The following is a 14,607-nucleotide window of genomic DNA, read 5'->3' as shown; positions in this document are numbered from 1 at the left end:
ATTGTGACATATAGAAATTTAATATAAAAATGGCTAAGTAAACATAAAAAATAGAAGGTGAAAATTCTAGGTTTATTATCATATAAAGATAAAAGCTTATGTATTAATAAGTAAAGCAATAATTAGGAGAATTAATTTGAAAAATAAGGAGATAGAAGTAAGCTTTATATATGGTAATGAGGATTTTGAGAAAATAATAAAAGAGATAGTAATCAGAAAGTTGAATATTTATAAAAATGAATTAATTAAAGAAAAAGGGATAAGTTATATAAGAGAAGAATCATCAGAGACTCCTATTATTATAAACAGTGGGAGTGAAAGCAAATGAAGAAAATATGGAATATAGCTATATATGCTAGAGTTTCTACAGATAAGAAAGAACAAAGTGAATCTATACCAGCTCAAGTCGATAGTCTTAAAAAATGGGTTTTAGATAAAAGTAAAACTGATGTTGAAAGCATATATAATCTTGTTGAAATCTATGAAGATCAAGGTTTTTCAGGTTCAAATTTTGAAAGAGCTAGCTTTATAAAAATGAAAGATGCTATAGAAGCAGGAAAGATAAATATGGTAGTTACAAGGGATTTATCAAGATTTTCACGTAACTACGTTATGGCTGGTTATTACTTAGAGGATTATTTTAAGGTAAATGGAATTAGATTTATTTCAGTTCTAGATAATGTAGATACAAATAATGAATTTGATGATATTATACCTTTTAAAAATATATTGAATGAGATGTATGTTAAGGATTGTTCACGAAGAATAAAAGATGCATTAAAGCAAAGAATGCTTAGAGGGTCAAGCATAGCTAGTAAGCCACCTTATGGGTATAAGTTTGATACTCTGTATGAAGGAAATGTTAAAACAATAAAGTTAATACCTGCAGATGATATAACGACAGAAGTAGTTAAAGATATTTTTAAATATTATTTAAGTGGCTGGGGAGCAGGTAAGATAGCAACTGAACTAAATAAAAGAGGAATAGAACCACCGTCAGCAAGAATAAAAAACTTTGCAAAGTCTAAGTTTGGATTATGGAATGCAAATACTATTTTATCAATCTTAAAGAATCCTAAATATGGTGGGTATATGGTACAGCAGCGATTTAAAAAAGTAAGTTATAAAATAAAGAAAGTTAAAACAACTGATAAAGATCAATGGGTTTTGGGTGGAGAATTTGAAGGGATAATAGATAAGAATACATTTAATGAAGTTCAAAGATTAATAAAGGTTAGAGCAAAGAAAAATAGACATAAAGGGGAATTACATTTGTTTTCTACAGTTCTTCAATGCGGGGACTGTGGAGGAAGTATGTGCTATAGAAAATCCTATGAAGGCTATAAGTGCTCGAACTCTCAAAGAGGAGGGGGAAGGTGCACAGCACATTCTGTGAAAGAAGAGTATTTAAAATCTATTTTAAAAGAGGAGCTAAAAAGATTAGTTGAGGAAAAGATAGATAAAGACAAGCTGTGCGATGATATTAATAAAGAGCTTAGTAAGGAAAATAATGATGATAAGGAACTTAAAAATATAGAGAAAGAACTAAAAAAATTGGATAAAAAGATTAGTATTATTTATGAAGATAAATTAAATGGTGTTATTAATGAAAGAAACTTTAAAGGGATAATAGCTGATATAGAAAGTAAACAAAAAAAGTTAGAAATAAGAAAAGAACAGATAATTTCTAGAATAAATGATACTAGAAAGCAAGAAGAGATTTTTGAAAGTTATAGAGGATATATTGATAAAATATTGGAATTTGATGATTTTGATAGAGAAACTGTTGAAAAAATTGCTAAAAAGATTGTGGTATTAAAGAAGGATGGAAAAAATAAACTAGAAATATTCTTAAATTTTAATAATTAATTTCAAACTATATTACACTATATTATAAATGATAAATATTTTATAAAAAAAGTGGTGTGGGAGATATAATAATTTATTTTTATAATGAAACAATATATTGAAATAAATGTAAGATGCAATAACTATATTAACTTTAATTAGTAATGGAACAAAGAAAAAAATGTCGTTTTATAAGTGAATTTGAGTTATTGTAAGTAAAAAAAGTAAAAGAAAACACTTGAAGGGTTAAAATGTAAATATTACAATTAAAAGGTAAAGAAGTTTAAGGGGGAATTTATATGAAAATTAGGTTGAATAAGAAGTATATAGCTTATTTGCTTGTAATTGTATTATTTATACAGTTATTACCTGCTAGAATGGTTCTAGCAAATGAGAAAACAAAGGTTGGTAATTGGAGTGAATATACACTTTTATCAACATCTGATTCGACATTAGAAATTAGTACTTCAGAGATGCAGATGAAAGGTGATATTCATTCAAATGGGATTTTTAAATTCTCAGGTTCTAAATTGAATATCAATGGTAAATGCGAAACAAAGGATAAAATTGATGCAAGTGGTTCAATAATTAACATTGATAATAAAATTGAAGGGACAGAAAATATTAAAGTACCAGATTTAAGTGGTGGGATAAAGCAAAAAATATCAAATAATGCAGATGTAATAGATGGAAATAAACAATTAAATAATAAAACCATAAAAGTGGACAAACCTATAATAGTACATGGTGAAATGCAAATTAGTGGATCATCTTTAAATATCAAAAGTTATATTATGGCAGATAAAGACATAAATATTAAAGCAACTAGTTTAAACCAAGATGTATCCGAGAAGCTTGTTATTTGTTCAACTAATGGAAATATAAATATTAATACTACTAAAGCAAATTTTAATGGTATTATTTATGCACCTAAAGGTACTGTAACTATAAATAGTTCAAATTTTAATTTAAATGGTAGAATAATTGCAGATAAGATTATATATAGAGGTAGCTTATTAAATGTAACGAGTAATAATGATGATTTAAGTTTAATTGGTGGAAATATTAATTTAGAAGACGAAGATAATGATGGATTACCAGATATTTATGAAAATGATATTTTAATTTCTGCCATGTTACAAAATGGAGTACAATTACATCATCCGCTTGCAAATGAGGATTATGACAAAGATGGACTAACAAATTTAGAAGAATACAAGCTAGGAACAAATCCTGGATCAGCTGATACAGACGAAGATGGAATATCAGATTATGATGAAGTAAATAAATATCACACTAATCCTAAACTTTATGATACAGATGGTGATGGAATGGGAGATGGGACAGAAATAAAAAATGGTCTCAACCCATTAGTTAAAGACTCCGATGGAAATGGAGTTATAGATTCAGAAGAAATATTAACACAAAAGTTAATAGATTCAAAATATAATGGATTGGATATTTCAAAAAGCTTAGTTACACCACAGTTAACAATTAAAGGTAAAGGAGATTTTAGTAAGGAAATTACTATAAAAGATGTTAGTGAAAATAAAAAATTTACTAATATTCATAGTATGGTAGGACATCCTTTTGAAATAGAGCATAAAGACTCATTAAAATTTGATAGTGCTGAATTGACTTTTAAAATAGGAGATAATGTATTAAAAAGTCATAAAATAAAAAATTTAAAATTAGCTTACTATGATACAGAAAAAAATAAAATTGAAATTTTAGAATCAAAAGTTGATGAAGAAAATAATACAGTATCTTCAGTAGTAAATCACTTTAGTTATTACTTTGTTATAGATGAAGAAGATTATTATTATGATATTGATGTATTAAATAGCAATAGTAAGATAGAAACTGGAAAAGCTGATGTTGTTTTTGTAATTGATACTACTGGTTCAATGTCTAATGCTATAAGTAATGTAAAAAATAATATAAATGCAGTTGTAGAGGAATTAAAAAAGAAAAAAGTAGATATTAGATTGGGATTGGTAGGATTTAAGGATATAACTACAGATGGACTATACTCCACAAAAGATTATGGATGGTTTACAAATGTAGATGATTTCAAAAATTCAGTAAGTGACTTATATGCAGATGGTGGTGGTGATTGGGAAGAATCATCTGTAGATGGGCTTGATGTAGCTAGGAATAAAAATTTCAGGGAAAGTGTGTCAAAATATATAATATTAATTACAGATGCAGGTTATAAAGAAGGTACAGCAAATGATCCATCTATAACTATGGATAAAGAAATAAAACTTTTAAAGGAAAATAATATAAGTGTTTCAGTTATTACTAGTAGTTCTGCTAAAAAATATTATGAGAAGTTATATACTGAGACTAATGGTATAATAGCAGATATTTATGATGTTTTTGCTTCTATTTTACACCCTTTAATTGAAAAAATGTCTTCGTTATCAAATGATGGAGCTTGGATTAGACTTTCAAATGGGAGTATTGTACACTTAGCCAAGGATCCAGAGTTGGGAGATTACTCTGTAGATACGGATAAAGATGGTGTACCAGATTTAATAGAATTGAATAGACAAGAAGAAATATACTATGGTGGATCAGGGAATAAATCTTATAAATGTTGGACATTCAACTCTAATCCAGCAGTTAAAGACACAGATGGGGATAGCTTAGATGATTCAAAAGATATAAATCCAACTAAATATGATATTTGTATAAGCGAAAAAAATAATAATAATATAACTTTCAATAATGGCGATAAATGGATTATGTTTGGACACGATATCTATAGTTTTAGATCAGATATAGCCAAAATAACAAGAGGGATAAAATCAGAGGATGACTATGAAACTTTTACTCATAGTGATATGTATAAAAATTTGCAAAAGCTTTTAGAAAATAGAAAAACTAGCTGGAGTAAAGAAGAGGCGGCAATAATTGCTACATTTGATATTAACGGAGTAAGGGATTATCTAACTGTACAGAATAAAGCTATTGTTAATGATGTATTTAAGATACTTACAGGTAAAAACCCTCATTACTATAAACACGAATGGTTTAATGGATGGGTGGATAAGGGAGAGACACCAATTGAGGAAAGTTGGATAGATTTCTTTACTGGCGATGTTAAAACAGATGCAGAAGGCACATTAACTATTTATTATAGTATTGATTTAAATAAAGTGCTAAAAGATGTTGCATTTGCAGGTATTATAATAGGTGCATCATATTTGGCTGCTGGAGAGATTGCTTTACTTGCAGAAGGAATTGAAGCATTTGGTGCATGGAATGCACTTACAATGTATAGTAATGGTGGAAGTACTTTATTACAAAATAATATAAATTATTTAAAAAATATTGAAGATGCAATTCCAACTTCAGAAATTTTATATTTTAGGGGGACTACAGTTGGATATAAAGGTAGTTCAGGATTACAAAGAGTGAGAATAACTCCTGTTTCTACAGATCCGGTTGTATCAACCGTTTTTGCGACAGAGGCAAATAATTATGGAAATGGAGTATTATATATTGCTACAAAAACAGATTTAGAAGGAATAGTTATAGAGGAGGGAAATGTTATATCTGTATTAGAAAAAGAAGTCGGAATAAATCTACTTCCAGAAGAATTTGCCAAAAAGGCAAGTATCAATTTAACACCAGAACAATCTAGAAGTATTTTAAGATCTATGGGGATTGATTTACCAAGTATAATAAGTGATAAGACCCAATTAAGTTATGTGTTGCATAATACACCACGATTATCAAATGAACAATTAATTGAGTATTATAAAAAAGTGTTAGAATTAGTAGGAGATTAGATAATATGAAGGAAATATTTATAATTGAAGGAGTAGATATAAGAGAGGGCGAACTATATTTAATAGGGAGAACTATAGAGGATTTTAATAAAGAGGATATATTATATTTAAAAAATAATAAAACAAATGAGTATAGACAAATAAGAATAACAAAAATAATAGCTTATCGTAGAGAATTTGATGAATTATATTCTGGGCTAACAGCTGGAATTTTTATTAAAGGGCAATATGATAGTTTTGATGGATTTGATAACTACTTATACTTAAATGATAATTAAAGGTATATTAAGAGAACACTTAAAATAAATAAGTCTATAAATGAATTTTAGAAGTAATAATAGAGTGGTATAAAAATAAAAGAATATACCGCTCTATTATTTTTGTAATATATATAAGTTCCAATTAACTTTCTACATTAAAACAATTCGAAAATATAGGTGACTCTAATGTTATAGATGTAGATTATTTATTAGAGCATATATATTTAAAATGACCAATATAATTTACAGTGCAACTGCCACATGCATAGGTCTTTCAGCAGTTAAGCTTTTAAAGAAGGACAAGGATGCTGTGATGATTGTATTGCCTTCAGATCATCATATAGAAGGAGAAAAAAGTTATTTAGAAACTCTAGAGCAAGCAGTTGAAATTGCTGATAGAAGAAGAGGCATTGTAACCATAGGGATAAATCCTACAAGACCAGAAACTGGTTATGGTTATATTGAAATGGGGGAAAGAATTTCTGGAAATATATCAAGCTTTAAGGTTGCTAGGTTTACTGAAAAACCAAATCTTGAAGTGGCTAAAGACTTTCTATTAAAAGGCACTTATTTATGGAATAGTGGAATGTTTGTATTCCGCGCTGATGCAATTATTACTAAACTTGTACGCTAATTCTTCTATGCTTTTAGTTGAGTGGGAGGTAGTGTTTTTTCATTGTTTAAATCAGCTATTTTACATCATCCTTTATGTTTTTGTTATAGTTTAAGTATTTCCTTAAATTATAAAATAATTCAATAGCGTAATCTATTAAATAAAAATACAGTAATAAATGGAAATTGAATTTGTGTAGTGTTAAACTTAAAATATATTATTTAAGAGGTGATTAGATGTCTCAAAAATCTACTAAAAATAATTATAAAGAAAACTTTCTTAATATTTTAGCTGAAGTAGAAGATACCTATTATAAATCTCAAGAAATTTCCACAATAAGAAGGTTTATTGAAGAGTATAATCCTACAAATGATTTTTTAAAAATATGTTTTTCGCGGAGTGGTGGTAATGGTATAGAATTTAAAGATAGAAACCAAGATTTTCGAGATAAAATTGCAATATATATTTGTTTAAATACCGATGTTACAGTTTCACCACTGCTTTTAAGTGATCTGATTCAAGAAACCGGTAAAGCTTCGCGAGATTCTTGGGGTGCACCTGAATATTTATTTTTATTATCTGAACGTCTCCTAAAGGAGACTGGTGGAAAATATATTGAAACCTTTGGTGAAATGCTTTTTAGTAATATGGATACATATGGAGCATGTATTGGTATAGATTTTAAAAATATAGATATTTTAGGTATTCTTGATGAACTAAAACGAAAGGAACAGAAGGATAAGCTTATATTAGACTTAATAGAATACTTTGAAGCGCAGTTGTAACTTATTATAATAAGGTATTTTTAAAGGATGTGTAAAGAATTCAGCATACTTTGTAGTTCGAATTGATTAGATAGCTTATGTATACTATAAAAACACAATATATACAACCTAGTAAATTAGAATGAAGTAACTAAATTCAAGGAGGGATATAATGAAATTATGCGTTAAGGAAGCTTATTTAACAATGGTTTGGTTTATTGATTCATTTTATTGTGAAAGTAAAGATAATGACTTAGGGGCCTTGCTTGGCGATTTAAGCCCTAGCACATTTCTAGATTGTATATCTGCCGACCCAGCAGCTTGGGATATATGGAATAAAATAATTAGTAAATTTGACTTGAAAGATAGAGAATATAAATATGTCAAAGAGGATGAACTGTTAAAAATCATTGAATTATTTCTTAATGATTTTGCTGGTAACTGTTTTGAATTAGGTATCATATATGAAAATTTAGGATTATTAAGTAATAATAATTTTGATAGTGAACTATTAGAGAGGTGGAACAAGGCAATTAAAAAGGGAAAAGAAAAGCACAGTGAGCATTTTTATGGACTGAAATAGATATTAATTATATTGGCATTTTCCCATAGGTTATTTAGGGTTTGAATAAAGTTTAATCAAAATTAGAGTTATAAGTGTCTAAAATATGTTAAATAAAAATAATAGTTTTAGAATAAAGTTGTATCAAACTTATAAATTTTTTAATAACATTAACTTTAACTTTTATAATAAAGTTCGTTCAAAAAATGAAAAAGCTAATAAATATTTATAATTTATTGTGTTTTTAAATTTTAGTATAGATAACATGTATATTTTGTTTGTACCAGGTGCTGGAATATATAATATGTCTTGAAAATATAGAACAATCTTTTTATGTCATATTGTTAATCTACTTTTTGACTACAATATATATTCCTGAAATTACAATTCCAATAACTCCAATAAAATAAGCTATTTTTAGAGCAACATTAAATGAATGTTTTATATTATTATTTAATATAGTATTGTTATTTACTATAGATACTAAAAATGTTAGTAATACTAAATATAAAAAGGAACATACAGAGCATAAAATTAATTTTTTTTTCATAAAAACCTCCTATAAAATATATTTAAAACATAAAATTACATTTTGGTAATAATACCCTCAACTTATCTTTTAATAAGTTCATTTTTATAATATGTTTTTAATACATTTTCACATCTATTCAAGAAAATAAAATATCTATTAATTGAATCTAACAATAAATCTAATTTAGCGCCATTTGAAATGTTAATTTCTAAATCATCAATATCATCAATATATTTATTTAATATTGTTATAGGGTGATTTATATTATAACAAGTATAGTCAGTAGTTTCTTTAGCATTTTTTATAAATGAATTTATGTTTAGCATAATTTATATTTAGTAGGATAACTCTACTAAAATACCTCCTTAATTTACATTTATATATATTTACTAATAGTACTATTGTAATATTAGATAAAAATGTATAAAATCCTTCAAGAGATATAAGTATTTTCATATGTGGGGTAGAAGATTTAATAGTTTTCTACCCCTTTAACTGTAATGTAATATTGCCAGTATCACCATCAGCAAATACCTTATTAATAACAGAAGATATAAGCTTCCTTTTTTCATCAATATCACAGCTATCAACAAAATCTGTTATATGTTTGAGCTTAGCTATTAGATTATCATAGTTCACAGTTTTATTTTCTTCTTTACTTAATTTTTCTTTTAGTGTAGTAAGTTTTTCTTGTAGCATTGTATTTTCTTTAGTTAGTTCAGTTATTCTATCCATAAATATTTTAGCTGTAGTTTGCTCTGATGTCATTGAAACATTAGTAATTAGGTTACTTATCATAGCTTTATTTTGAGTTATTGAATTAGTTATTGCTTGAATTTCTTTATTTGCATCAGAGTTTAGAAGGTTTTGTTTGTAGTTTTCAACATATTTTATTAATAGGTCTTTATTTATAGACAATTCCTTGAGTTTTTCTATTGCTGCTGCATCTAAATCAAGGCCGTTTATATTCCTATTAGCACATCTTGTTTTTCCTGAGTTATGTTTTAAGCTACACATATAATAAAATCTCTTTTTGTCTATTTTAGCATTAAACTGACCATAGGCAACTCTCATATAACTTTCACATTTAGCACATCGTATTAATCCTGATAATAGGGCTGAGTGAGAAGTACCAATATTGGGAGCTTTACTTCTATTTGCAGCTAGTTGTTTCTGAGTAGAAAGCCATTTTTTAGAATCTATAATACCTTCATGATGAGAAATAACGTAAAGCCAATCTTCAACATTTCTATAGCCACCATTTTTACCTATTTTCTTATTATAAATTAAAATACCATTTATTCCATTAGGGGTTCCTCTAACAGATAATCCCTTGTTTTTAAAATGTTTAATTATACTATTATCAGCCTTAACATATGCAGGATTACTTAGTATATAGCTTAAAGTATTTTTAGACCAATCCTTACCACGTCTTGTCTTTATATTATGGGTAAGTAGATATTTTTCTACTTTGCTTAAACTACCTAATTCTAAGTATAAAGAGTAGATCTCTTGTATAATTTTAAGCTCATGTTCTACGGGTGATAGGATACAATAACTTCTTTCTTTACCACCTTCATCAGTAAAGGAAACTCGTTCGCTTTTAAACCCCATAGGAATCTCACCACCAAGCCAATTACCTTTCTCGGCTAAGGCATACATATTGTCTCTAACTCTCACAGAAATAGTTTCACGTTCAAGTTGAGAGAATACACTACATATAAGCATCATAGCTCTTCCCATAGCGTTTGAAGTATCAAATTGTTCGTTAACTGATATAAATGATATGCCTAAGAGTTCTAGTTCACTAACTAAGGTAGAAAAATCAGCTACATTTCTACTTATTCTGTCAAGCTTATAGCAGATTAATAAATCAAACTTCTTTTCTCTAGCACCTTTGAGCATTTCTAAGAATTTAGGTCTATCTGTATTCTTGCCAGAAAAGCCTTCATCTTTATAAATAATATAATCATCAATACCTATATTAGCAAGATAGCCTATGCATAGCTTAATTTGATTATCTATAGAATCACCTTTTTCAGTTAACTTAGATTTTCTAGCATATATAGCAGCTTTCTTCATATTAAATCACCACCTAAGTCATAGATCAGTTTTTATTTTTTCTATGAATTCATCTATAGCTTCAATAGATTGAGGTAGTTTTGTAACTAATATTTGAGCTAAGGCCCTTGTAAATTCATCATTCAAAAAATCAGGTTCCTTTGGTGGAATAACTGTAATATCTAAATTAACCTTTGGATATTGGTTAGTCATATTTATCTCCTAAAACATATTGAATCACATTATAATATATTCAGAAGTAAGTTGATTAATAAGTATTTATTTTGAAATAAGAAAAGTTTCAATAGATTTTGTAGTTATTCGAAAGATTAGAAAAGCATTTGTTATGAAGAGTGATTTTTCATGAAATTACATTATGTAGCTTTGCAGCATTAATTAGATTTTTATGAAGTAATAGGAGTAATGCTGTGTCAGAGAAAATATCTTTGAAAGAATGTGAAATTTATACATCATTTGGGAAGAAAGAAGCTTATAATAAGTTTTTTATGTTAAAATAAGGTATTATATTAGTAGGATTGTATGAAAGGGGATTATTTATGAAACGAAAAAGATTTATTATTTTAATTCTTTTAATAATTTTTTTAGGCGTAGTTACTAGCTATTATTTACATAGTAAGAATGAAGAAAAGTATAACAAGATACTATCTAGTGCTGAAAAGTTTGAGAAAGATGGAGAATTCGAAAAGGCTGAAGAATTATATAAAGATAGTTTGAAATTAAAAAATAATAAGGTTGTGAGTTCTAAATTAGAAGATATTAATAAAAGCAAAGAGAACTTAAAAAAATTAGAACAAGTTGAACCTATTGTTAAAGAGAACAAATTTGACTATGCATTAGGTTCATTAAATGCTATAGTTGATAATTCAACATATGTAATGGACAAGGTTGATGGTAAAAAACAAGAAGTTATAAAATTAAAATCTGAATATGAAGAGCTAATAAAAAAACAAAAACAGGAAGAAGAAGACAGAAAGAACAGAGAAGCTGAGGAACAGGCTAAACAAAACGCACAGATAAAGCAGAATGCAAGTGTTAATAATCAGAAGAATAATAGTGCTACATCTAATTCGGCTAAAACTACTTCAAATAATTCAAAATCGAAATTGAATTTAAATATTCCTTATTATCCACCTATTAATAAGGCGTATATCTCTTGGGACAAAGCTGTATATATAGCGGTTGAAGATTTTCTAAATAAAAATCCTAACCTTACTCAAAATGATATTGCATTTTATGACGAGTATGGATCAACTACTACTGTAGATGGAAGTTATTGGATTACAATATGTGAAGCTTCCACAAAGAAAGATTTAAGTAGATATGAAATACAACCTACTTGCGGTGGCTGCGTTGCTAAAATTCGTACGCCTTAACAACAATAGGAATTATTTTTTATATTATTATAAAATTAAAAAGTTGATAGCAGATAATCTATCAGCCTTTTTTGTAGAAGTTTAAAATATTTTATTCATTATAACGTTCAATTTTAATGACAAATTTAGAATTTGGTAGATAGCATACATGATACTTTTTTCCTTCAACTAAAAAATCTGAAGAAGGGATGCCATCAATTGAAAACTTTATACCATCAATAATAAACTTTGTAGAAGAACCTCTCCCTTTATGTATAGAAAGATTAGTTAACTTACCATCAACTGATGGATATTCTGAAGTAATAATTTTAGGTATATCTTTGTAGTAATCTGGAAGAGTTGATATACAAAGATAAAATATTAAGCTTACACCAGCTATAGCTAATATATATACTGTGATATTAGTTTTGATTATAGCTTTATTTTTTGACTTTGTATTCATAATCAAGCTATAGATTGTAATTAGCAACATAATTAATAATACAATAGAGAAAAAACTATGAAAAGTGACTGAAGCTCCAAATGCTATTTTACGATTGCTTGAGAAAAGAAAAGGAAAAGGGAGAACAGATAATATAACAAGGATTGCAAATATAATACTAAATTTCTTGTTTCTTTTATACAACATTTTTCTATTCATAAATACCTCCATAAATAATAAAGCAAATATCGAATATACTACGATAAACCTAATGAAGTTAAAAATATGTTATTCTTTAATCTTATAATTAATTTTAAATATATTTTATATTTAGATATTTGTCCTGCTTTCAAATGTAGCAAGTATATTAGAGTTAGACTAAGTTTAAATGTAGTTATTTTATAATTAATCTAGTTTTATTTTTATGATTTGCAATTATACCTTTATATATGATAAGAATAAAGGCATAATTGCTATCTCCATTAGGGTTAAATTAAAATATATTAAAAGTTAAACCATTTATTTATAACATCAACTGTTTCTTTGCTAGGATAATACATTTTATCTGAGTTGTTATTGCCAACTGCGAAAAACGAAAAACCTAAAAACCATGGTTCAGCTTCATAGGTTATTCTATATGCTTCGAAACAGTTAGCTTGTTCTTGATTATTTATTTCTGTTGAAGCATATGGGTTCCAAGGGTCAATAGAGGCTTTTGTTGTCCTTGGAAAACCTAATTCTCCGAAAAAGATAGGCTTTTTCCATTTATCATAAAAGTTTTTTACCTGTGTCTTTATTTCTTGACCTCTAGAAAATTTTTGAGAAGAAATCAAAGACTTGGTAAGATTCTCTACTGTATTTACATCATTGTTAGTTAATTCGAAATATGATGCAATAGATATAAAGTCTACTTTTGAAAATATTTTATTGTTTAACTTTTGATTATATTTTTTATTAAGCTCTTCGACTTGTTTTTTTGTAGCCTCATCAGTCCAATTAGCTGTTACCCATTGACTAGTTCTATAAGTAATTAACCCTTTGTAATAAGTTCTAGAGAAATCAGCTAAATCACAAAGATTATCCTCCATATCCTCTAAATAAGAAAAGCTTGTACCAACAACTAAAGCATCAACTCTATAAGGAATAGCTATCTTATCTATCAATGGTTTTAACGCATTATTCTTCCAGTTTGAAAAGAATTCTTCTTTATTAGTTGGATTAAAGTCGGTTTCTGGTTTGCTTCCATTTGCAATCCATGGATAAGGTTCTAGAATAATATTTATTTTTTTCCCTTTAAGCTTGTCTAAAAGCCATTGAGCTCTTTGAAGGCTGTTGTAGTCTACACTAACATTACTTGACTTTATATCAGGTATATTGATAACTATAGGTAAATTTATAGTGTTTAATTTTAATGTTTCAATATCTTCTAATGCCTTCTCTACTGAATAGTCTGTAGCTAGATTTGCTGACTTAATTTTTGTATTAAATTCTTTATTTAGAGTTTTACCCTCTCTCTTGTTTAGAAAATTATTTATCCATCCTCTGCTAGTATAATTTACTGAATATAAATAATACCCACTCCCAACAAGTATAAAAAATATTATACAACATAGTATTGCAAATTTCTTTTTCATATAGTCTCCCCCTACTTTATTAAATATCTCTAAGTTATAGTAACATATTTATTCAATAAATTACAATTAATTCTATTGGTGAGTTTATTGATAAGGATATTTTAAATTAGTTTATATGAAGGATAGAATGCTTTTAAAAGTGTTCTATCCTATTTTTTAGCGTAGACAGATAATATATTTAGAGATTATGAGATTAATAGGTTCTTATTTTAAAATAATATAATGTTTGTCATACGAGCAGATGTAATCCTAAGAGAAATAGAGAAATATATCCCTAAGATGTATAAAAGTTTAATGGAAATATATAAACACTTAGGAGAGATAGATGAAGAAGAGGTTATAAGAGAACAATATAACTTAATCGATGGAATCTCCATAGATTTTGGAGTTATGCAAAAGACGAGAAAAGCTTTTGTTATAAAGAGTGATTTTTCATGGGATGATATAGGTAGCTTTACAGCATTAAGTAGATTTTTAGGAAGTAATAGGAGTAATGCCGTGTCAGAGAAAGTATTTTTAGAAGAATGTGAAAACTGTGCAGTATTTGGCGAAAAGAAAAAGCTTATAATAGGTTTTGGAGTTAAAGACTTAGTGATAGTTGATGCAGGAGATGTAATACTTGTGATGGACAAAAACAGAGATCAAGAAATAAAACACCTATTAAATAATTTAAGTGAACAAGAAGAATATAAGGATTATCTATAAAATTTTAGGCTAA

The 14,607-nt window shown here is 27.3% G+C and carries 13 protein-coding genes and 2 pseudogenes; 9 read left to right on the top strand and 6 right to left on the bottom strand.

Annotated features, from left to right (window positions below; translation table 11 throughout):
- Nucleotides 1-136 precede the first annotated feature (136 nt).
- The 7 genes and pseudogenes from BUB01_RS12065 to BUB01_RS12035 all read left to right on the top strand — a co-directional run bounded on the left by BUB01_RS12065 (nucleotide 137) and on the right by BUB01_RS12035 (nucleotide 7,868).
- Nucleotides 137-328 carry a hypothetical protein gene (locus BUB01_RS12065; RefSeq protein WP_072987912.1) on the top strand — a complete coding sequence of 64 codons (192 nt, stop codon included), beginning with the start codon at nucleotides 137-139 and terminating at the stop codon, nucleotides 326-328.
- Nucleotides 325-1,869 carry a recombinase family protein gene (locus BUB01_RS12060; RefSeq protein WP_072987909.1) on the top strand — a complete coding sequence of 515 codons (1,545 nt, stop codon included), beginning with the start codon at nucleotides 325-327 and terminating at the stop codon, nucleotides 1,867-1,869. The genes BUB01_RS12065 and BUB01_RS12060 overlap by 4 nt, the downstream gene beginning before the upstream one ends.
- A gap of 278 nt (nucleotides 1,870-2,147) precedes the next feature.
- On the top strand, nucleotides 2,148-5,648 hold the full coding sequence (locus tag BUB01_RS12055) for a vWA domain-containing protein (protein ID WP_072987905.1): 3,501 nt from the start codon (nucleotides 2,148-2,150) through the stop codon (nucleotides 5,646-5,648).
- A 5-nt stretch (nucleotides 5,649-5,653) separates the two neighbouring features.
- Complete coding sequence (locus BUB01_RS12050; protein WP_072987902.1) at nucleotides 5,654-5,926, top strand: hypothetical protein; 273 nt, start codon at nucleotides 5,654-5,656, stop codon at nucleotides 5,924-5,926.
- A gap of 235 nt (nucleotides 5,927-6,161) precedes the next feature.
- Nucleotides 6,162-6,533, top strand: a pseudogene (locus BUB01_RS12045) (sugar phosphate nucleotidyltransferase); the annotation flags it as partial.
- 224 nt (nucleotides 6,534-6,757) lie between these two features.
- Entirely contained in the window at nucleotides 6,758-7,306 is a 549-nt protein-coding gene (locus tag BUB01_RS12040) for a hypothetical protein (RefSeq protein WP_072987896.1), read from the top strand.
- 151 nt (nucleotides 7,307-7,457) lie between these two features.
- A complete protein-coding gene (locus BUB01_RS12035; protein ID WP_072987893.1) occupies nucleotides 7,458-7,868 on the top strand; it encodes a hypothetical protein in 411 nt (136 codons plus the stop codon).
- A 328-nt stretch (nucleotides 7,869-8,196) separates the two neighbouring features.
- Here BUB01_RS12035 and BUB01_RS12030 read toward each other — a convergent pair whose 3' ends face one another.
- From BUB01_RS12030 to BUB01_RS23220, 4 genes are all read right to left on the bottom strand, one after another.
- Nucleotides 8,197-8,397: a hypothetical protein gene (locus tag BUB01_RS12030; protein WP_072987891.1), complete on the bottom strand. Its 201-nt coding sequence runs from the start codon at nucleotides 8,395-8,397 to the stop codon at nucleotides 8,197-8,199.
- Nucleotides 8,398-8,459: 62 nt separating this feature from the next.
- The gene (locus tag BUB01_RS12025; protein ID WP_072987889.1) at nucleotides 8,460-8,705 is read right to left on the bottom strand and encodes a hypothetical protein; all 246 of its coding nucleotides are present in this window, start codon (nucleotides 8,703-8,705) and stop codon (nucleotides 8,460-8,462) included.
- Nucleotides 8,706-8,862: 157 nt separating this feature from the next.
- Nucleotides 8,863-10,461: a recombinase family protein gene (locus tag BUB01_RS12020; RefSeq protein ID WP_072987886.1), complete on the bottom strand. Its 1,599-nt coding sequence runs from the start codon at nucleotides 10,459-10,461 to the stop codon at nucleotides 8,863-8,865.
- Between the two features lie 18 nt (nucleotides 10,462-10,479).
- A complete protein-coding gene (locus tag BUB01_RS23220) occupies nucleotides 10,480-10,653 on the bottom strand; it encodes a hypothetical protein (protein ID WP_159433242.1) in 174 nt (57 codons plus the stop codon).
- 344 nt (nucleotides 10,654-10,997) lie between these two features.
- On the opposite strand from BUB01_RS23220, the gene BUB01_RS12015 reads away from it, so the two are divergent.
- Entirely contained in the window at nucleotides 10,998-11,834 is an 837-nt protein-coding gene (locus BUB01_RS12015) for a hypothetical protein (protein ID WP_072987883.1), read from the top strand.
- 91 nt (nucleotides 11,835-11,925) lie between these two features.
- On the opposite strand, the gene BUB01_RS23595 is transcribed toward BUB01_RS12015, so the two are convergent.
- A complete protein-coding gene (locus BUB01_RS23595; protein WP_207649989.1) occupies nucleotides 11,926-12,276 on the bottom strand; it encodes a hypothetical protein in 351 nt (116 codons plus the stop codon).
- Nucleotides 12,277-12,758: 482 nt separating this feature from the next.
- The gene (locus BUB01_RS12005) at nucleotides 12,759-13,889 is read right to left on the bottom strand and encodes a glycoside hydrolase family 113 (protein WP_072987877.1); all 1,131 of its coding nucleotides are present in this window, start codon (nucleotides 13,887-13,889) and stop codon (nucleotides 12,759-12,761) included.
- 213 nt (nucleotides 13,890-14,102) lie between these two features.
- Here BUB01_RS12005 and BUB01_RS12000 point away from each other — a divergent pair.
- Nucleotides 14,103-14,594: pseudogene (locus tag BUB01_RS12000) on the top strand (mannose-1-phosphate guanylyltransferase); the annotation flags it as partial.
- Nucleotides 14,595-14,607: the final 13 nt, after the last annotated feature.

Origin of the sequence: Clostridium cavendishii DSM 21758 (assembly GCF_900141845.1) — a bacterium.
Classification (GTDB): domain Bacteria; phylum Bacillota; class Clostridia; order Clostridiales; family Clostridiaceae; genus Clostridium_AG; species Clostridium_AG cavendishii.
Note: the sequence above shows the minus strand (reverse complement) of the source record. Positions and strands in the feature narration are given on the sequence as shown.

Bases quoted from the DNA above. Each gene is read 5' to 3' on its own strand.
- BUB01_RS12055 (WP_072987905.1), top strand. From the start codon at position 2,148: ATGAAAATTAGGTTGAATAAGAAGTATATAGCTTATTTGCTTGTAATT.
- BUB01_RS12005 (WP_072987877.1), bottom strand. From the start codon at position 13,889: ATGAAAAAGAAATTTGCAATACTATGTTGTATAATATTTTTTATACTT.
- BUB01_RS12020 (WP_072987886.1), bottom strand. From the start codon at position 10,461: ATGAAGAAAGCTGCTATATATGCTAGAAAATCTAAGTTAACTGAAAAA.
- BUB01_RS12030 (WP_072987891.1), bottom strand. From the start codon at position 8,397: ATGAAAAAAAAATTAATTTTATGCTCTGTATGTTCCTTTTTATATTTA.
- BUB01_RS12060 (WP_072987909.1), top strand. From the start codon at position 325: ATGAAGAAAATATGGAATATAGCTATATATGCTAGAGTTTCTACAGAT.
- BUB01_RS12050 (WP_072987902.1), top strand. From the start codon at position 5,654: ATGAAGGAAATATTTATAATTGAAGGAGTAGATATAAGAGAGGGCGAA.
- BUB01_RS12015 (WP_072987883.1), top strand. From the start codon at position 10,998: ATGAAACGAAAAAGATTTATTATTTTAATTCTTTTAATAATTTTTTTA.
- BUB01_RS12035 (WP_072987893.1), top strand. From the start codon at position 7,458: ATGAAATTATGCGTTAAGGAAGCTTATTTAACAATGGTTTGGTTTATT.
- BUB01_RS23595 (WP_207649989.1), bottom strand. From the start codon at position 12,276: ATGAATACAAAGTCAAAAAATAAAGCTATAATCAAAACTAATATCACA.
- BUB01_RS23220 (WP_159433242.1), bottom strand. From the start codon at position 10,653: ATGACTAACCAATATCCAAAGGTTAATTTAGATATTACAGTTATTCCA.
- BUB01_RS12040 (WP_072987896.1), top strand. From the start codon at position 6,758: ATGTCTCAAAAATCTACTAAAAATAATTATAAAGAAAACTTTCTTAAT.
- BUB01_RS12025 (WP_072987889.1), bottom strand. From the start codon at position 8,705: ATGCTAAACATAAATTCATTTATAAAAAATGCTAAAGAAACTACTGAC.